This window comes from Verrucomicrobiaceae bacterium (assembly GCA_016713035.1).
In the GTDB taxonomy this organism is placed as follows: Bacteria; Verrucomicrobiota; Verrucomicrobiia; order Verrucomicrobiales; family Verrucomicrobiaceae; genus Prosthecobacter.
Genome location: JADJPW010000001.1, coordinates 1,147,114 through 1,165,234, shown reverse-complemented (window position 1 = coordinate 1,165,234; position 18,121 = coordinate 1,147,114). Strand labels below are relative to the sequence as shown.

Sequence of the window (18,121 nt, the reverse complement as noted above, 5' to 3'; positions counted from 1 at the left end):
ATCAATGTGTCGCTGGGCGCTGCCACGGAGTAGCACCACCGCGTTGAATGTGCTGGCGTAGCGCGGTGGAGAGCTCGTTGAAGACTTTCGGCGCCTTCGTTGCCATGTTGGTTTTCTCCTGGGGGTCGTTCTTCAGATGGTAGAGCTCCAGGGGGCTGAATGGATCGTTTTGCATCAGCTTCCACTCACCACGGATCAGCGCTTGGTAGTCTTTGCCGCCGTATTGCTTGCCACCTTCGCGACGCACGAAGTACAGATCACGCGGTGAGCGGATGCTGCCGCCGCGTAGGATCGGCACCAGACTCACCGCATCGACTTCTGGCGAGATTTTCGCTCCTGCGAGCTCGAGGAAAGTCGGGAACAGATCAAAGTTCAGCCCCTGGTAATCGCTGTGGCTGCCAGGCTGAATCTGCGCTAGCCAGCGCAGCAAAAAGGGCACACGCAGACCTCCGTCGTAATGATCCTGCTTGCCGCCACGCCAGGGATCATTGTTCTGCGCATGGGGTAGCGAGCCACCATTATCCGCGCTGAAGACAACGACCGTGTTTTGCTCCAGCCCAGTCTCCTTCAGCACTGCTAGCACCTTGCCGATGCGGTCATCCAGATGCTCCACCAGGGCCACATTCATCGCACGTTTCTCATCGAGCTGTGGAGCACGCGCTTTCACTTTTGCCAGCCATTCCGCGGGTGGCTCGATGGGGAAGTGCGGCGCATTGTAGGCTAGGTAGAGGAAAAACGGCTGCTCCTTCGTCTTCGCTCGCTCACGCAGATAATCGGCGGTCCAGTCCGTGAAAAGATCCGTCGCATGGCCCTGCGGATCGATCACTTCATCATTGCGGCGCATGTAGTTATTCCCGTGGCGCAGATGCGTGGTGTAGCTGTCCATCATGTCACCCAGAAAGCCGTGAAAATGGTCAAAGCCGCGCTCATTCGGCGTGTTGGGCGATTCTAGGCCCAGATGCCACTTCCCGATGATGCCGGTGTGATAGCCCGCCTTTCGCAGCTCATCCGCCAGCGTCGGCACTCCCGGCTTGAAGTAGCCCCAGGAGTCCTCTGGCCGCGTGCGGATCACGCCCGGCACACCCACACGGTCCGCGTAGCGCCCCGTCAGCAGCGCCGCACGGGAAGGGGAGCACACCGTGCAATTCGCCCGCATCGCGGTGAAAAGCATGCCCTGCTTGCCGATCTGGTCGATGTTCGGCGTCTGCACATCCGATGCGTGGTAGGCAGAGACATCGCCGTAGCCATGATCATCGGCCAAAATGAGCAGGAAATTCGGCCTCGCAGCATGTGAGGTCAAAAACGGCAGCAGCGCCGCCAAGGCGATAAAAAGTGAGCGCACAGTCATGGGAGGGATAAACAGCAGTTTTTCAGCACCGCCTGATAACGAGCTGTACGCCACACGTTGTCATCGCACCATGAGATTGACCGCTTTGCTGCTGCTCCTGACCTCGTTCCTCACCACGGTGCTACCGGCACAGGAAAAGGCCCCGCGTCCGAACATCCTCTTCATCATCTTTGACGACTGGGGCTGGCAGCACGCAGGTGCCTACGGCTGTGATTGGGTCAAAACGCCGAATTTTGACCGCGTAGCCCGTGAAGGCGTGCTTTTCAAAAATGCCTTCACCTCGAACCCGAAGTGCAGCCCATGCCGAGCCACCATTTTGACCGGTAGGAACTCCTGGCAGCTCGAAGAAGCCGTCTGTCATGGCGGCATCTTCCCGCCGAAATTCGCCGTCTATCCCGACCTGCTCGAAAAAGGCGGCTACCTGGTCGGTTTGACCGGAAAAGGCTGGGGACCGGGAAAATTTGAGCTGGAAGGCCGCACGCGGAATCCCGCAGGCCCGTCTTTTGACATGCATAAGCTCCAAGTGCCCGCCAAAGGCATCCAGCCCACCGATTACGCCGCGAACTTTGCCGACTTCCTCGCCACGCAGGCCAAAGACCAGCCGTTTTGTTTCTGGTGCGGATTCAAAGAACCGCATCGTGCCTATGAAGCAGGCAGTGGCGTCCGCCTCGGCAAAAAACTCGCCGATGTCGATGTGCCTGGCTACTTCCCGGACAATGAAGTCGTGCGTGGCGACCTCGCCGACTACGCCATCGAGGTCGAGTGGGCAGATGCGCAGATCGGCCGCGTGCTCGATGTGCTCAGCAAAAGCGGCCAGCTAGAGGACACCCTCATCGTCATCACCTCCGACCACGGCATGCCATTCCCGCGTGTGAAAGGCCAGATCTATGAAGACGGCTACCATCTGCCCCTCGCCATGCGCTGGGGGAAGGGGATCAAGCCCGGCCGCGTCGTCGATGACTTCATCAACGTCCGCGACCTCGCCCCCACCTACCTAGAGCTCGCAGGTCAGCCCATGCATCCGCAGATCACCGGCAAGAGCCTCACCAACATCCTCCGCAGTGAAAAAAGCGGTTTCATCGAAGATCGCAAAATCATGCTCGCTGGCAAAGAGCGCCACGACATCGGCAGACCGAACGATTGGGGCTATCCCGTCCGCGCCATCCGCACCACGGACTACTTTTACAGCCACAACTACCACCCCGAGCGCTGGCCCGCCTGCAATCCAGAAACCGGTTACGGCAACTGCGACGACGGCCCCACCAAAACCTGGATCACCGAGCACAAAGACAAGTTTTACGATCTCGCCTTCAACTACCGGCCGGAAGAAGAACTCTACGACATCCAGGCCGATCCGCAGTGCCTCAAAAACCTCGCCACAAACCCCGCCCACGCCGCGAAAAAAGCCCAACTCCGCGCCCAGCTCGATGCCTTGCTCAAAGCCGAGCACGACCCCCGCGAAACCGGCAACGCCGCCATTTTTGACACCTACAAATACCTCGGCAACCGCAGCAAAAAAGGCTACGCCGAATGGGAAGCCCGCCAAAAAAGCCTACTCCCACCCGAAGAGCCCAAAAAAGGAAAATGAATCTTCCTTAAACTCCTCGACGGAGGAAACGAGGACCGGTTTGGTGATGGCCTCGTGAAACAAACTGATCTGATTTGATCCACTGTGAGGCATACGACCAAAGCCCCACTACCGCCGCAGAGCGTTCACCAGATTATTGTAGGCGTTGCGCAGCGACTCCATGTCGGGATCAGCCATGGGTGCGTCCAGAGTTGTCACGTTGTTGGAGTTGTTGCTGCATTGGCTCAGGGTGTTTTGCTGGGCGTTGTTGAGGTCGGTTTGCGTCACTTCGCCGGGGTTGCCTTGCGGGCCTTGGGTGCCGTCGTTGCCGCGTGGGATGTCGAAGGTGAAGTGCACGTTCGACCCGTCGAAGCTGACGCTGACGGTGGCGTTTTGGCCGGGATCGAGCGTGTTGACGTTATCGACGACTGCGCTGGCGAAGGGCGGGCCTTGGGGGCCAGTGCCCCCATCGTTGCCATTACTGCCCTGGGGGCCTTGTTGGCCCTCTGGCAGGCCGAAGCTGAAGTGCAGCACGCTGCCATTGAGACTGATGCCGACACTGGCGGCGCTGCCCGGTGGTAAGGTGCTGACGCTGTCCACTTCCACACTGGTGATGCCGCTTTGAATGGCGTCGATGAGGGTTTTGAGGGAGGCGAATTGCTCGCGAAAGCGATCGCCGTCGATGAGGAGGCCGTTTTGCGGCCAGTTGGGGTCGTAGGGCATGATGTGTTCTTGGTTCGTGGTTCTTCGTTCTTGGTTTCTGAATCTTCCTCCGACTCTTTCTCTTACTCTTCCTCCCGGAAGGGGCGTCTCCAGGCTTTCGCCCGACAGTTTGGCCCGCGCTTCCGGGAGTAGGAGTTGGAGGACGAGTAAGATCACCTGCGGAGGGCTAGCCGACCACCGCGCTCGCGACGGGACCAGGGCTACTCTCGCCTGCCTCGTTCACGCTGGTCACACGTACCTCCACTGTGGCACCGGCGGTTAGGCCGGGGATCGTGGCATCGCTTTCGGTGACGGTTTGCACGGCGCGGAAGTCGGCATCCACGCCGATGACTTTGATCCACACACGCCAGCGGTCAGCACGCAGGCTGTCGTCCCAGTCCACCAGCAGGCTATGGTTCGGGCCGGGCACGGCAGTGGTGAAGCTGGGCGACTCCGGCGTCTCCGCATCCGCTGGGCGGTTCAGGCCAAAGGCATGCCAGCGTGGGTCCTCATCGCTGAGCAGGGTGGCGAGCTCGGTGATGAGGCCGCTCATGCGGATGCGCAGATTCCGCTCGGTGCTGTCGCGGGTGGCTTTGGCTTGACCGTTTTCGGTGATTTTTTGGCCCAGGGCGGCGCGGGCATTGCTGATGGCAATATGCGCCGCATCGGCGAGTGCCGCCGTGACCTCCATGTCGGCGCTGGCGTGCTCTGGGTGCGTGGTGAAGTAGGCCCGCAGGCTGGCGATGAGGTCAAAACGCTGGTCTTGGGTAGCGGGCGCAGCGGTGGTGCCAGGTGGCCAGCCTGCGGCGGCCCATTCGGTGCTGGCGGATTCGCCAAAGAATTTGGAAAGGCGCTTGCGGGCGTTGTTGAGGAAGATTTTTCCAGAGGCATCGGCGCTGGTGAGGGCCGCGTTGGCGGCTTTTTTGAGTACCTGGCATTCGCCAAAGGTGGTTTCGGCACTACGGGCGGCAGTCAGTGCCGGGCGCAGCACGGTGCCGGTGTTTTGTTTGATGCCGATGGTGGCTTCGTGGGCGGTGAGACCGTCGATCATATCCTCAGCGAGGGCGAAAAGACGGTCACGTTGATCGGGGAGACGGTTGGAGGCCATGGTGCGTGTTCGTGGGATGGAGCGCGGGCTGTCCTCTCCGAAGCGTGTGCCGGTACCAAAATAGGCTTGTCCGAAGCGTGCCACGTGGTTGCGGGGGGTGGGAAAGTCAGCGTTCGAGTTGCTGGTCGTGAAACCCGCCCCCGCCGTGCACTTGCCCGACAGTATTTCAGACGGATTTGCAGGCGTTTTACCATAAATCGCCGTTTTAGGTCAAGAGTCCTTTTTTGAGCCTCTCCCACTGTATTTCGACAAAATACCCCAAAACGCCCGTGGCAGCACCAAACGGGAGCCGCGCAGCCCTGCCACCGCCGTGGCAGCACCAAACGGGAGCCGTTCAGCCCTGCCACCGCCGTGGCAGCACCAAACGGGAGCCGTGCAGCCCTGCCACCGCCGTGGCAGCACCAAACGGGAGCCGTGCAGCTCTGCCACCGCCGTGGCAGCACCAAACGGGTGCCGTGCAGCCCTGCCACCGCCGTGGCAACACCAAACGGGAGCCGCGCAGCCCTGCCACCGCCGTGTCCGGGTCAAAAATCCAGCGTCAAACGTGCCTGGAACGGCAGCCTGCTTTCGGCAATCGGGTGCGGCAGTCTCTTTCTGAGCCGCGAAAGCACGCAACGGGGCAAAGCGGGCTCTGGAGGCTGATCCTAGGTGGGAGCCAAACATCCGGGATGTCACATTCATCTTTTTCTTGCCTCCATGAGTGGCTTCCGGTACAACCGCCGCCGAAACACCTACCCACGTTTTTTACGACCCAGAACGATTTACCACTGACATAAACCAATTTGCGTGCTGCCCGCTAGGGCAGCGGGGCCACTTCGAAACCGTCAAATTCATCCGCCCACACGCTCACAGTATTCAGAGGCAGCGCACCACCATGGGGCGCGGCTTGCTGCGCCTACTGTGAGAGGCGCTTGACGGTGCCTGAAGTGGGGGCGTGACAGGTTCGCGCCCTCTTTATGGCCCAAAACAATATTCTTCCTGTTTTGACTCCAGTAGCGCCATGAAAATGACATTCTCACTCTTTAATTTCGCAGGCACGTTGGCCTGCATGTGTTTCGGTTCGATGACGGGCGGCGCTGCCGCGCAGCAAGCTACGGACGAAGGGGCCTCGCGGCTCGTGCCTTCGGCGCGGGTGATGGTGCAGAGTACGGTGCGGCAGGCGGATGGATCACTACTCACGATGCAGCGTATCGAGCCGCCGACGGCGGAGCAATTGGCGCAGATGAAGGCGGCACAGGATGCGAAGGCGGCGCAGCAGGCGGCTCAGGCTGCGGCGGCGCGGGCGGATGGCTCGGTGCCAAAGCCGATGCGATCCATGATGTTGGTCACGGCGCGGGTCTATGAGGGCTCATTGACGGAGGTGCAGTGGAACCATGATGGCAGGCTGGTGACGGCTTGGAGCAGTGTGGATTTTAATCTGCTCAGTGGGGTGCAGCGGTTCGAGACGGGGGGAGGTGCTGGCGGTAGCGCCTCCGGGGAAGCGGGCGTGGTATGTGCTGAAGGATTTCACGGGCTCTGCGGTGGAGGCGGATGCGGCCTGCTTGGAGCTGGATGCGCTGCATGCGTATGTGGAGGCGAATTATGAGGCGCTGGTGGCCCGGCGTGCGCAGCGTGAGGCGGCGGCTGCCGCTGCGGCTGCGGAGCTGGCGGCTAATCCTCCTCCGCCCGCGAAGCCGAAGGATACGATCATTCAGTTCTGGAAGGTGGAGACTCCTCCCCCAAATCCGCCGTCGTCTCCGACTCCGCCTCCCAGCGAGGATGCAGCCACGAACTCGACGAATGGGGAGGTGCAGCCATGAGTGCGGGTGCGAAGAGCGTAGGGCTTCAAGTATGGCAGTTCGTCGCGGTGCTGGCGCTGCTGCTGGGCCAGGGTGCGGTGTCATTCGCCCAAACGGCGACTGATCCAGGTGAGGGCTTGCGGGCAGAGTCCACGGCGACATCCGGGCAAGTTCTCATCAAATGGTGGGGAAAGGCGGGGCGGTCGTATTTCATGCAATCGAGCAGCACGCTGGCGGTAGGGAGTTGGAGTTTCCTGCCGATGGTGGAGGCAGGTGGTGATGCGGTGCTGACTTTTTCGCTGACCTCGAATGAGGAGCGGCAGTTCGTGCGCTTGATGTACACCGATCAGTTCTATGTCGGGTCCGTTGGCAAGGCGGATTTTGATGGTGATGGTTTGAGCAACGAATTGGAGGTTTCCGTCGAGGTGCGTAGCAATCCCTTATTAGCAGATAGTGACAATGATGGCGTGTCTGATGGGGATGAGGTCGCCAATAGCAATGATCCAAACAATGGTAATCCCGCACCTGCGTTTGGCGGGGAGGCGGAAAAGAACCCACCGCAGCCTGTGGTCTATCTGGCCACCCATGGCATGATGGTCGAGAACTATTGGTTCAAGACGGATCCCGATAGCCCACCTGTGGGCATTTATGCTGATTTATCATGGGATGATGATACGATAGCACCTGGCAGTAGCACGTATGAAGAATTTACACCCAAGTGGTCTGAGAAGTGGCAAAGCCTAGTCTATCCGCCACAGGCTGGGCAGGATAAAGACTTTCGTTTCAATCCATACACCTTCGCTGGCTATTCGAAGCACGTGTTTGGAACAAATCCGAACCTGAGTATCAGCGGGAAGGTCAGCCGTGCCCGTGAACGCGTAGGACTAGGCATCGCGTATGGCAGTAAGGTGCCTTGGGAAAACGCCATCCGCGTGCTGGACTACAAGTATAAAAAAACGCGCAACCCGGCAGCTCCATCCAATCCTGATGTGGAAATCTCGGAGGTGAGCTTTCGCGTACTGAAGATGGACCCGAACAAAGTCTGCACTGCGGTGGGGGACCGAGTGACCTTGGAACAAGATATGGAGGACAATATTGAGCGTTACCATGTGCTCGCCCGGCCAGACCTATACATGCAGACGGGCCAGTCTTTCGCCTTTGACACGGTCTCCTACGGCACCAACGGCCCGCAGCTCTGGATCATGCTCCCAAAGGACGAGCAACGGAACATCGGCTTCGTTAGTCGCAGCCAGCCAGGTGTGAATGTCTTCCAGGTCGTGGGCAATGTCACGCCGGATGTCCAGCTCCCACAGCCGGCCGGGCCCAGCGTGATCCCTTTCGTCGGCAGCCAAGTGGGCGATACCGCTTATTTGAAAATGGGTGTGTCCAAGAACTATGCAACCCCTGGGGTTTTCCCAGAGGGGGCGCTGCGGACCCCGACAATATCCAGTGTGCCGCCCGCTTTTGTGTGCTGCCACCGAAGCTGCTGAAGGTCTTCATTCACCGTATTAGCCGCCAGAATGGAAGCGATGTGAGCGCTCCACCCCATGTGCCGGACGTAGCGGTATTGAAAACATACCTCGATAGCATCTACCTCGTGCAGGCCAATATTGAGTGCGAGGTCTCCCTCATGGACGCACAGACGGTGCCTTTTGATGTGGGACTGGGCCTGCCCAATGGCACCGGCACAGATGATACCATCAATGACAACCGACTAGATATTATCGCAGGGCGCCCGCCCATGCAAGACCGCCGTAGCGCGGAGGAGGATGCCATCCTGGCGGCCTCTGCGCCGGATAACAGCGGCGTGAATATCTACGTGGTGGCAAGCGGGGGGAATGTGGCTGTGCATGAGTGGCTAGCAGATGCGAACCCTTCAAATTTGAACCGGAATGACCTGCAATCCTGGAGTTACCGGGGCTGGGCCAGCGGGGCACTGCGGCTGGAAATGGAAAACGTCGCCTGGGTGGCCTCAGCGGTGGATGTTAGCGGCAGTTCCAATAAACAGAACTGGATCATCGCGCATGAGATCGGCCACCTATTGGGACTGGGGCACACACAGAGCCCCGACATGATCGATAAGTTCACCTTCAGCCCGGTGCCTTACGCTGGCTACGTGCGCCACAGTGATAGCGAGGCACGCTTGATGACCGGTCGCTTTGGTCCCAAAAGCTACGCCAGTCCCAAGCGCTTGGTGAAGGCGGATTGGAAAAAGGTACACGAGTCTTCCTATCTTCAAAATCGAGATAACAACTAAACTGAGTTCTAAATCAATGAAAACGATTACAGCAATTCTATGCATGTGTTTATTCGGAGGAAATGGAGCCATCTCACAAGAAACTGCGAGAAATAGAGGAACGGTTCTGTCGATTTTGGATGCTCAACTAACTGACGAAACCGAATTCCCGAGCGGAATTGAACAAAAAGAGGATGAACAACGGATTGAAATGGTCAGCATGGGTGATTGGAGCGGCATTCATCAGGCATACCTATCCAAGGACGTAAGGCTTTTGTGGCAATATTGGGAGTTGTCGCGCCGAGTCGCGTTTGGATTTGGCAAAACAAATGATTCTAAAGGTAGAATTGGATTGCCGCATTCCGCGAGAGAATCATATAGCAAAGATGTCTCCACCTACATAACAGAGCTGTTAACGAAAACACCTGGGCATGCATTGCTTTTGGCAGACGAAATCGATCGTTATCCATTGAAGGGTGATGTCAGAATTCGAAACTTACGTGCATTGAGCAAAATGAAAACACCGGAAGCCATCCAACAGCTCGCTCGTTTTCTCGATGACGAGCGAGGCGAGCCGACGAAGGAGCAAAAAGACCGCTACATCAAATGGGCGCAAGAGCAGTCGTCCAAGTCTGACTTCCCCTTTGTCGCCCACGGGCAGGGACTCTGCTATGACATGGTCGGTTTTCTTGATTTCGCTTTGGAGGATGATTCTCCTGTTCTGGATCTGCGTAAAGCCAATGGCGGCTTTTTGGCGGATGTGATCGCGGCGCGGAAGCGGCTGAAAACATGGTGGGCATCGGATGCCAGCCTCAAATACCGCCAGCCCCCCGCTGCCCAGCTAGCGCCCGAACCCGTCCCGCCGAAGATCGACATGAAAGAGTGGCTCAAAGCATATCAAGCCAAGAAAAGCACCGCAGCGCCGTCATCTCAGCAGAATGCCCCACAAACGACATCCGATTCCCCCTCCTGGCTGCTATGGGGAGGCGGCGCACTCACCGTGGTATGCATCGTATGGCTTTCATCCCAGCGTAAGGTTTAATGTGGTCAGTGAGTCCAAATCCATGAAAACGATAACAGCAATTCTATGCATGTGTTTATTCGGAGGAAATGGAGCCATCTCACAAGAGACTGCGAGAAATAGAGGAACGGTTCTTTCGATTTTGGATGCCCAACTAACCGACGATACCGAATTCCCGAGCGGAATTGAACAAAAAGAGGATGAGCAACGAATCGTGTTGGTCAGCAAGGGAGATTGGAGTGGCATTTATCAGGCATACTTGTCCAAGGACGCACGGCTTTTGTGGCAATATTGGGAGCTGTCGCGCCGAGTCGCGTTTGGATTTGGTAAAACTAACGAAGCTGAAAATAGATTTGGGATGCCGCAGCCTGTTCGCGAAGAATATAGTAATGAGGTCTTCGATTATGTGAGCAGGTTGCTGGTACTAGTCCCCGGTCACGCAAAGTTGCTGGGGGATGAGCTAGACAAGCACCCAAGCTATTTGCGCCAGGCGAACTTTAGAGCACTTGAGAGGATCAAAAGCCCGGAAGCCATTCAGCAACTTGCACGCTTTTTAGACGACACGCGCGGGCAGCTCACCCCAGAGGAAATCAAAGAAGTCATGCGCCGCACGGATGAGATCCGAGGCAAGTCCGATTACCCATTTATCGGTCACAGTCAGGCGATGGCTTTTGATGTGGTCCCGCACCTTGACCTCGCACTCGGAGACGACTCGCCTGTTATTGACCTACGAAAGGCCAACGGCGGCTTCATTGCTGATGTGACTAACGGCCTCAAACGTCTCAAGGCTTGGTGGGCTTCTGACGCCAGCGCGAAATATCGGCAGCCTGCGAAAACCACGGTCCCCGAGGAACCTCCACCAATGAAGATCGACATGAAGGAGTGGGTCAAAACACACCCACCCAAGAAAAGCGCCGCAGCGCCGTCATCTCAGCAGAATGCCCCACAAACGACATCCGATTCCCCCTCCTGGCTGCTATGGGGAGGCGGCGCACTCACCGTGGTATGCATCGTATGGCTTTCATCCCAGCGTAAGGTTTAATGATCAAAGGATAGGCCCAGACTCGCTAGAGCTCGCTCCATTTCATCATGAGGGGTAAATATCCTAATCGTAGGGACCGCTACTTCGCCGCATGCTTCGCGATGAAGTCGATGATCGGAGTGGAGTCATCCAGGCCGTGGGGGTGGTGGCCGATGCCGGGCTTGCGGATCAGCGTGATGCTGCCGCCCAGGGCTTTGTAGCGTGATTCGATGAGGCCGGTGTTTTCATCCCAGGGCACCACATCATCGGCATCGCCAAAGACATGCAGCAGCGGCACGCCGGCTTTGGCGAGTGGCTCCAGATTGTCCACTGGGTTCACTTTTGCGGCGAGTGCGGCAGCTTCGTCTGGGAAGCCCCAGAGTTTCAGCACGAACGACCAGTTGCGCGGATCACCTTTGCCTTTGCCCTTGCCGCCGGGCCAGCTTTTGAAGTCGCAGACCGGTGCATCGGCGTAGATGCAGCCGACATGCGTCGGATTGGCGATGGCCCAGTTGTAGCAATACAGCCCACCACGGCTCAGGCCCACCAGCGCAGGCTTTGGACCGAGCTGATACTTGGAAGTGAGCCCTGCGTAGCATTGATTCCACAAGGCGACGGCTGCCGGGCATCCGAGCATGTCATTGATCTTCATATAGACGATGTGGAAGCCTTTGCCGAGCAGCGCGATGTCTGGCGCGGGCTTGTGGCCGAAGAATTCGCCATGCCAGACCCACGGACGGCCAGCGGCGGCTTTTTTCGGTGCGATGACGGTGACGGGCTTGCCCGCGATGCTCAGCTCGTGCTTGGCGTAGCCGTTCCACTCGCCTTTGAGATCGGGGAACTCGATCTGCGTCGATTTGGCGAGCCTGCGGGCCTCTGCATCGAGCGTGGCGGCCTGGCGGAGTGCTTCTGGCAAAGGCAGGCCTGCGGCGTTGCCGGGGCGCTTATGCCCCACATGCGTGAGGTAGGCTGGGCGGAGGATGGCGTGCTTCTTTTTGATCACTGCGAGGATCGCTGCGCCGTTGAGATGCGCTGGAGTGCCGTCGTTTTGGATTTTTAGCTCCCAGGCATCCAGCACTGGCCGCGCCATCAGGACGTAGCCCTCTGGGCCTGGATGCACGCCATCGCGTGAGAAGGTGAACTGCGGGTCGCTCTTGCGCTTTTCAGCCAGCGCAGCCGCCATCGTGCCGTGCACATCGAGGACTTCCCATTTTTTCTCATCACGCATGTCGAGCAGCCAGTCGCTATAAAAGTCCAGCACCTCATTGTAGCCCTGAAAGGGGTGTGAGCCGTCCACTTTGTCCGCAGGCACGACTTTGGCCGCGATGGGCACCGGATCAAAAACCGGCGGTGTGAGGTGAATGACGCGTGCACCGGCTGCGGCAGCTTTGGCACGTAGTTTTTGCATGCCGACTTGGTAGGCCTTGGTGCGCTCGGCACCGAGTGGGAGGTAGATGCCATCATTCATGCCGTAGCAGGCGAAGATGAGCTGGGGCTTCAGTTTTTCCAAAGCGCGGTCGAGCCGCTCATGCAGGTCAGGGCGGGGGAATTTGCCCCCGGCGTGCCCTTCCTCGCTCAGGCCGCTCACCGTTTCGCTGCTGAGGCCGTGCGGGATGATCTCCATCTGCGAATCTGGATGCTGGGCGATGAGTGCGGCCTCGATGATCTCGATGTAGCCACCACCCTGCGTGATGCTATCACCGAGGAAAAGAACACGCTTCTCCGGCGGCAAGGCGGCGGAGGCGATGGAGAGGCTGAGGGCGAAAAGGAAAAGGATCGAGCGCATGGGATGCAGGAGTCGTGCATGGCGATGCCTTTTTATCACGGAACAAAATACCCGCCTCATCGCGTAGTGGATGTCTGCATGAATTCTGAAACGCTGTTCGCACTCTCTCGCCGCGAGCTGCTAGCCCGTATGGGCGGCGGCATGGGGGCGCTTGGGCTGGCATCGAGCCTGGAGGCCGCAGGTGGGCTGCCCAGATCCCATTTTCCAGCCAAAGCGAAGCGCATCATTCACCTCTTCATGAATGGCGGGCCATTTGGGCCGGACCTTTTTGATCCCAAGCCCTCGCTGGTGAAATACTCGGGTCAAAAGCCCGCCGGGGCCGATTTACGCACGGAGCGGCCCACCGGTGGCCTGCTGGCCAGTCCCTACGCATACTCCAAGCACGGTCGTAGCGGCCTGGAGATCAGTGAATTGCTGCCAAAGCTCGCTACGCAGGCCGATGACCTCTGCGTGCTGCGCTCCTGCCACACGGATAATCCGAATCACGGCCCCGCCCTGCTACTCATGAATAATGGCACCATGACCGAGCGGGTGCCGAGCATGGGCGCATGGCTCAGCTATGGCCTAGGCAATGAGAACGCCAATTTGCCCTCCTACGTCGTTCTGTGCCCCGGCAGGCCGGTGCGCTTCTCCATCCTCTGGAGCAGTGCCTTTCTGCCCGCTCAGCATCAGGGGCTCTACATCAATCACAGCAATCTCGATCCACGTCAGATGATCCCCTGGCTGCATAATGAGAAAATGGCCCGCACCGATCAGCGGCGACAGCTCGATCTCATGCAGGCACTCAATGCGGAGCATCTCGCCCTCCGCGGTGGCGCGGATGTCGCTCTCAATGGCCGCATCCAGGCCATGGAGACCGCCTTCCGCATGCAATCCGCTGCCACAGATGCCTTTGATGTGAATCTGGAGCCCGCCAAGGTGCGTGAACTCTATGGCAGCAGCCATTTCTCCAACGGCTGCCTCATGGCGCGGCGGCTGGTGGAGCGTGGGGTGCGCTTCGTGCAGGTCTATTATGGCAATGGTCAGCCCTGGGACTCGCACTCCAATCATGATGCCACCACACGCCGACTCGCAGCAGATATCGACCGCCCCATCGCTGCACTCATCAGCGATCTGAAGCAGCGCGGCATGCTGGAGGATACGCTCATCGTCTGGGGGGGCGAATTCGGTCGCACGCCCGTCAGCGAGAATGGCAATGGCCGTGATCACAATCCGCATGGCTTCTGCATGTTCTTCGCCGGTGGTGGAGCACGCGGCGGCACTGCTTACGGCGCGAGCGACGATTTCGGCTTCAAAGCCGCTGTCGATAAAATGCACGTCCATGATGTGCATGCCACCATCCTGCACCTGCTCGGCATCGATCACGAGCGCCTGACCTATCGCTATGCAGGCCGTGATTACCGCCTCACCGACGTGCATGGCCGCGTCCCGCGTGCCATCGTGAGCTGAACTAGGCAGTGTTTTTTGAGCCGCGGAGTTGTCTCCCTCCTGGGGCTGTTGCAACATCGCCGCCCCGCCTTGGTCGGCGCTGGCATCCATCGTGTCTATTCTCATCTACAATCTGCTACTCCCGCTCGGTCTGCTCATCATGCTGCCGGGTGCCTTTGTGAAAATGTGGCGACGCGGTGGAAAGTGGAGCGATCTGGCGCAGCGCCTGGGCTTTTACCCCCAAGCACTGCGCATCTCTCTGGAGCGATTGCCCGCGAGGCGCCTTTGGATGCACGCCGTCAGCGTGGGGGAGGTGAATGTCGCGAGGAAGCTCATCGCGAGATTGCTCTCGCTAGCGCCAGACTGCGGCATCGTCCTTAGCACCACCACACCCACTGGCTATGCCTTGGCCAAAGAGTGTGAATCGAAGCATCCAGACCGTGTCGTCGCGATCTACAGCCCCGTGGACCTCCCAGGCGTGCCAAGTCGAGTCCTGGAGGCCCTGCGGCCACGTCAGCTCGTGCTCGTCGAGGCAGAAGTGTGGCCAAATCTGCTCCATGCGTGCTCCCGACAGAAAATTCCGGTTTCTTTGATCAATGCGCGGCTTTCCCCACGCAGTGAGAGGCGTCTGACGATGCTGCGCGGCCTCGTGGCACCGATCTATGCCCGACTCTCGCGTGTCTGTGTGCAGGAGCTAAAGGATGTGGACCGCTGGGCCGCTCTCGGTGTCCTGCGGGATCGCATCACCCACACCGGCAGCGTGAAATATGACCCACAAGGTGCCAGCGTGCCGCCAGATCGAGTGGCCGAGATGCGCCGCGTGCTCACTGAGCGTGGTGTGGCTCCTGAGCAGCCCGTGCTGCTCGCTGCCAGCACACACGCGGGCGAGGAAGTGGAGCTAGCGCGGGTGTTTCAAAAGCTGCAGCAGAGTCACGCAGACCTCGCGCTACTCCTCGTGCCACGTCATGCAGAAAGACGCGCTGAAATCACCGCCGAGCTAAAAAAAGCCGGGCTGCACCCAGCACTGCGTAGCGATGCCGCGACGCGTGTGGACTCCGCCTCGCGCTGTGTGCTGATCGACAGCACGGGCGAGCTCGCTGCCTGGATGCATCTCGCCACGCTCGTCGTCATCGGGAAAAGCTTTTTGGCCGAAGGTGGCCAAAATCCAGCGGAGGCCGTCATGGCGGGGAAACCGGTGCTCTTCGGCCCGCACATGGAGAATTTCACCCCCCTAGTGGAAATGCTCCTCAGCCACAAAGGCGCGGTGCAGGTGCATGACTTCCGCGAGCTAGAAATGCAAGCCGCAGCGCTTCTGGCAAAGCCAGCAGAGGCAGAAGCACTCGCTACACGCGGTCAGGCGGCGTTGCTCGCACACGATGGAGCCACAGATCGCACCGCCACGATCCTTTTGGCCATGTGAGGCCTTTTTCTCAGTTCCCTTTCTCTGGCTTGATCGTCTCCGACTTGGATTCTTCCGGCTTTGCAGTCTCCGGGATGCGCGGTGGGACTGGCTTCGGGCCATCCCATAGGAAATGCTCCAATCGGATCTTCGTGGCGAGCTGTCGGGCATCCTCAGCACGACCACCGGGGAATTGAGAAATCTGTTCGGCCAGTCTTGCGGCGGCTTCCCATTGATGCGTGGCCTGAAGCAAGTCGATGCCGAAGAAGCCAGCCTTTGAATACCAAGCGTAATCCGTCGGATTGGCCGGCGGTGTCTCATCAGCCGCCCGCAGCACATCATAGCAGGCCTCCAGAGCAAGGGTGTCACGCTTCGCATCATGCAAGGCCACCGCCAGCGTGTAGCCAGCACGGGCCTTCCAGAGGAAATCGGTCTCGTGCTCTGAGGAGATGAAGGTATTCAGCAAGCTCACCGCTTCTTCGAGTCGTGTGGGATCCGTCTTGCCGAGGAGGAGCAGCACCTCTGCCTTTTCGCATGTCGTCAGACGCCGCGTGTCCTCATCGAGCAGTTTTACATCGAGAATCTGATCGAGCGCCTTCAGCGCCTCTGGTAGCTCACCCAGGCGACGATGCGCCAGAGCCTGCTGCCTCCGGGAGGGCAGCGCCAGGGAGCCTCCCTTGGCCGCTAGCTCCTCCCAGATCGTCAGTGCACGCTTGCGTCCATCATCACTCATCACAGAGATCGCAGAGAGCGCGGCAAAATAGAGTGCGGTATCGTGATGAGGAGTCTTGGCATAATCGCGTGCTACTTGCTCAAAACCGGCTCGTGCATTGGCAAAGTCCTCCAGTTGGTAATAGGACGCGGCTTGCTTCATGAGCACATCGGGGACGAGACTGCTCTGGGGCCATTTTTTGATGAAATCCGATGCAGCCGTGACGAGACCCTTGATGTCTCCACCCACCTCGATCATCCAAAGGCGAGTGTAGTCGATACGCTGACGCAGAGCCTCAGCCTGGACACTTTCACCCGCTGGGATGCGAATCGCATCCAGGATCGCCCGTGACTCATCCACTCGTGGTGGGAGTGTGATCAGTAACCACTCTGCCAGTGCCACCTGCGCCTCTGCGATGCGGGGATGCGTGCTGCGACTATTGATGAAGGCACGCAAATCATCGCCCGCACCGTCGCGGCGCTTTGCTGCGGCTTCGAGAGCCTTTTCGAGCTGCAAATCTGCGGCGCTGTCCCCCGTGCCGCTATGCGCACCACCCGTCGCCTCTAGCTGGGCCATGAGCCCCAGGAAAAGGACTGCATCTGCCGCCTTCGATGCAGCGACCGCCGCATTGAAGAGCGAGCGACGGCGCTCTGAAAGATCCAGCGTCACATTGGATGCCGCTTGAAAAGACTCCTCCGCCTGTTGGTGCTCTCCCAGTCGAAAAAGGATGCTGCCTGCGAGGAAATCGACACCAGCACTGCCCTCTGCACCGCTGAAGCGCTCACGCCATTTGTCTGCCAACTCCAAAACACGCGAGTCCACGCCTGCCGCAGCATGCAGATCCATCGCCATGCGCATCGCAGCACTGGTGCGCGGGTGGTCAGGCTGGAGGCGCAAAAGAGCCTCGATCATACTGACGGCCTCCACAGGCCTATTTTCTGCCTGGAGCCAGCGGGCGACGATGTACCACGCATGGCCTCGAAAATGGTCGATCGCCCGCTGCAAAGCCGGTGGCGGATCAGCACTCTGCTGCGCCTGGCTGCCCTGTGCTGCCCATAAAAGCACTGCGGATGGCAATCTATGAGGTGGAGGCTGTGCACGCCATGTCCGATCCAGAGCATCAAACATCTCGGTCCACATGTTACTCTCGACGGAGTCATCTAGGAGCTGAATCAGATGCTCGTAGGCTTTGATTGGCTGTTTTTCACGCATCCAAATCTCAGCCATCAAAGTCTCTGCGGCATCGCGTGTCTGCTGCCCGCCACCACTGGCTCCTAGCACTACATGAAGCGCTTCACGGGCCTCTGCCAGCCTGCCGAGATCTAACAAGGCACGCGCACGCAGTAGATCGCCCTCCGCGTGGCCTTTCGGCATCTGGGCGGATTCGATCAGCTTCAGAGCCTGATCGGCATGCCCACTGCGGAGGTCGATTTCTGCCAGCAACTGCCCGGCGTGCCGTCGAATCTCAGGTATCCCATTTTCAAACAGGGGCTGGGCCTCTGCTCGTGCGGCCTCTGCCTCGCCTAGCGCCAGCAGGATGCGTCCCAGGAGCAACTGAGAGTGCTCATCCAGCGGTGCTGAGGAGCTGGCGAGCTCCTCGCGAGCCTCGGACAACCGCCCCAGCAGAGTATAGGCCTGTGCTCGCCAAAATGGCTCGCCCACAAAATCATAAGCCCCTGCCACATCCAAAGCTCTGGCTCCATCGCCTGCTCGAATCCATGCCTCCGTTGCAAACTGAGCCAATAGAGCAGCATCCTCTTTGGACAGGCCCTTGTCTTTTAAAAGACGCTCGACCTTCACTGCTGCGACCTCTGGCAGCCCATCCGCCAGAGCCTGCCGCGCCGTCAAATAATCTGCCCTATCCACGACCCCTGCGATCAAAGCAGAGGAAAAGCAGAGGCCAGGCAAAAGCAGATGGGATAAAGCACGAAACATCACCCCAAATTGGCTGACGAACTCAGAAAGTCGAATGGATGGTGAAAGCAGAGCACAAACAAAGCCTCTCGCTCCCATCC

15 protein-coding genes are annotated in these 18,121 nt (G+C 59.0%); 9 read left to right on the top strand and 6 right to left on the bottom strand.

What is annotated here, in order from left to right; all coding sequences use genetic code 11:
• Nucleotide 1: 1 nt before the first annotated feature.
• Entirely contained in the window at nucleotides 2-1,348 is a 1,347-nt protein-coding gene (locus IPK32_05065) for a sulfatase-like hydrolase/transferase (protein ID MBK8091365.1), read from the bottom strand.
• A 70-nt stretch (nucleotides 1,349-1,418) separates the two neighbouring features.
• Here IPK32_05065 and IPK32_05060 point away from each other — a divergent pair, with 70 nt between their 5' ends.
• Complete coding sequence (locus IPK32_05060) at nucleotides 1,419-2,936, top strand: sulfatase (protein MBK8091364.1); 1,518 nt, start codon at nucleotides 1,419-1,421, stop codon at nucleotides 2,934-2,936.
• A 108-nt stretch (nucleotides 2,937-3,044) separates the two neighbouring features.
• On the opposite strand, the gene IPK32_05055 is transcribed toward IPK32_05060, so the two are convergent.
• Nucleotides 3,045-3,638: a hypothetical protein gene (locus tag IPK32_05055; protein MBK8091363.1), complete on the bottom strand. Its 594-nt coding sequence runs from the start codon at nucleotides 3,636-3,638 to the stop codon at nucleotides 3,045-3,047.
• 166 nt (nucleotides 3,639-3,804) lie between these two features.
• Nucleotides 3,805-4,725 (bottom strand): fibronectin type III domain-containing protein, encoded by a 921-nt coding sequence (locus IPK32_05050; protein ID MBK8091362.1) that lies wholly within the window; start codon nucleotides 4,723-4,725, stop codon nucleotides 3,805-3,807.
• Nucleotides 4,726-5,775: 1,050 nt separating this feature from the next.
• Between IPK32_05050 and IPK32_05045 the strand changes: the two genes are divergently transcribed.
• Nucleotides 5,776-6,069 (top strand): hypothetical protein, encoded by a 294-nt coding sequence (locus tag IPK32_05045; GenBank protein MBK8091361.1) that lies wholly within the window; start codon nucleotides 5,776-5,778, stop codon nucleotides 6,067-6,069.
• A 149-nt stretch (nucleotides 6,070-6,218) separates the two neighbouring features.
• Entirely contained in the window at nucleotides 6,219-6,524 is a 306-nt protein-coding gene (locus IPK32_05040) for a hypothetical protein (GenBank protein ID MBK8091360.1), read from the top strand.
• Between the two features lie 25 nt (nucleotides 6,525-6,549).
• On the opposite strand, the gene IPK32_05035 is transcribed toward IPK32_05040, so the two are convergent.
• Entirely contained in the window at nucleotides 6,550-6,717 is a 168-nt protein-coding gene (locus IPK32_05035) for a hypothetical protein (GenBank protein MBK8091359.1), read from the bottom strand.
• Here IPK32_05035 and IPK32_05030 point away from each other — a divergent pair.
• Genes IPK32_05030 through IPK32_05015 form a run of 4 tightly spaced genes read left to right on the top strand, consistent with a single transcriptional unit; the run spans nucleotide 6,716 to nucleotide 10,802 of the window.
• Nucleotides 6,716-7,993 carry a hypothetical protein gene (locus tag IPK32_05030; protein MBK8091358.1) on the top strand — a complete coding sequence of 426 codons (1,278 nt, stop codon included), beginning with the start codon at nucleotides 6,716-6,718 and terminating at the stop codon, nucleotides 7,991-7,993. The two genes, IPK32_05035 and IPK32_05030, sit on opposite strands and share 2 nt — an antisense overlap.
• Nucleotides 7,994-8,034: 41 nt before the next feature.
• Complete coding sequence (locus tag IPK32_05025) at nucleotides 8,035-8,760, top strand: hypothetical protein (protein MBK8091357.1); 726 nt, start codon at nucleotides 8,035-8,037, stop codon at nucleotides 8,758-8,760.
• 16 nt (nucleotides 8,761-8,776) lie between these two features.
• On the top strand, nucleotides 8,777-9,781 hold the full coding sequence (locus tag IPK32_05020) for a hypothetical protein (protein MBK8091356.1): 1,005 nt from the start codon (nucleotides 8,777-8,779) through the stop codon (nucleotides 9,779-9,781).
• Nucleotides 9,782-9,803: 22 nt separating this feature from the next.
• A complete protein-coding gene (locus IPK32_05015) occupies nucleotides 9,804-10,802 on the top strand; it encodes a hypothetical protein (protein MBK8091355.1) in 999 nt (332 codons plus the stop codon).
• Between the two features lie 79 nt (nucleotides 10,803-10,881).
• Here IPK32_05015 and IPK32_05010 read toward each other — a convergent pair whose 3' ends face one another.
• The gene (locus tag IPK32_05010; protein MBK8091354.1) at nucleotides 10,882-12,567 is read right to left on the bottom strand and encodes a hypothetical protein; all 1,686 of its coding nucleotides are present in this window, start codon (nucleotides 12,565-12,567) and stop codon (nucleotides 10,882-10,884) included.
• A gap of 129 nt (nucleotides 12,568-12,696) precedes the next feature.
• Between IPK32_05010 and IPK32_05005 the strand changes: the two genes are divergently transcribed.
• The gene (locus IPK32_05005) at nucleotides 12,697-14,016 is read left to right on the top strand and encodes a DUF1501 domain-containing protein (protein MBK8091353.1); all 1,320 of its coding nucleotides are present in this window, start codon (nucleotides 12,697-12,699) and stop codon (nucleotides 14,014-14,016) included.
• Nucleotides 14,017-14,107: 91 nt separating this feature from the next.
• Nucleotides 14,108-15,415, top strand: a complete 1,308-nt coding sequence (locus IPK32_05000) for a hypothetical protein (protein MBK8091352.1) — start codon at nucleotides 14,108-14,110, stop codon at nucleotides 15,413-15,415.
• Between the two features lie 10 nt (nucleotides 15,416-15,425).
• On the opposite strand, the gene IPK32_04995 is transcribed toward IPK32_05000, so the two are convergent.
• Nucleotides 15,426-17,972 carry a tetratricopeptide repeat protein gene (locus IPK32_04995; protein MBK8091351.1) on the bottom strand — a complete coding sequence of 849 codons (2,547 nt, stop codon included), beginning with the start codon at nucleotides 17,970-17,972 and terminating at the stop codon, nucleotides 15,426-15,428.
• Between the last annotated feature and the right edge of the window lie 149 nt (nucleotides 17,973-18,121).

What these genes read in the sequence shown, in the direction of transcription:
- IPK32_05065 (MBK8091365.1), bottom strand. Translation starts at nt 1,348, where the DNA reads ATGACTGTGCGCTCACTTTTTATCGCCTTGGCGGCGCTGCTGCCGTTT.
- IPK32_05060 (MBK8091364.1), top strand. Translation starts at nt 1,419, where the DNA reads ATGAGATTGACCGCTTTGCTGCTGCTCCTGACCTCGTTCCTCACCACG.
- IPK32_05055 (MBK8091363.1), bottom strand. Translation starts at nt 3,638, where the DNA reads ATGCCCTACGACCCCAACTGGCCGCAAAACGGCCTCCTCATCGACGGC.
- IPK32_05050 (MBK8091362.1), bottom strand. Translation starts at nt 4,725, where the DNA reads ATGGCCTCCAACCGTCTCCCCGATCAACGTGACCGTCTTTTCGCCCTC.
- IPK32_05030 (MBK8091358.1), top strand. Translation starts at nt 6,716, where the DNA reads ATGCAATCGAGCAGCACGCTGGCGGTAGGGAGTTGGAGTTTCCTGCCG.
- IPK32_05035 (MBK8091359.1), bottom strand. Translation starts at nt 6,717, where the DNA reads ATGAAATACGACCGCCCCGCCTTTCCCCACCATTTGATGAGAACTTGC.
- IPK32_05020 (MBK8091356.1), top strand. Translation starts at nt 8,777, where the DNA reads ATGAAAACGATTACAGCAATTCTATGCATGTGTTTATTCGGAGGAAAT.
- IPK32_05015 (MBK8091355.1), top strand. Translation starts at nt 9,804, where the DNA reads ATGAAAACGATAACAGCAATTCTATGCATGTGTTTATTCGGAGGAAAT.
- IPK32_05010 (MBK8091354.1), bottom strand. Translation starts at nt 12,567, where the DNA reads ATGCGCTCGATCCTTTTCCTTTTCGCCCTCAGCCTCTCCATCGCCTCC.
- IPK32_05005 (MBK8091353.1), top strand. Translation starts at nt 12,697, where the DNA reads ATGGGCGGCGGCATGGGGGCGCTTGGGCTGGCATCGAGCCTGGAGGCC.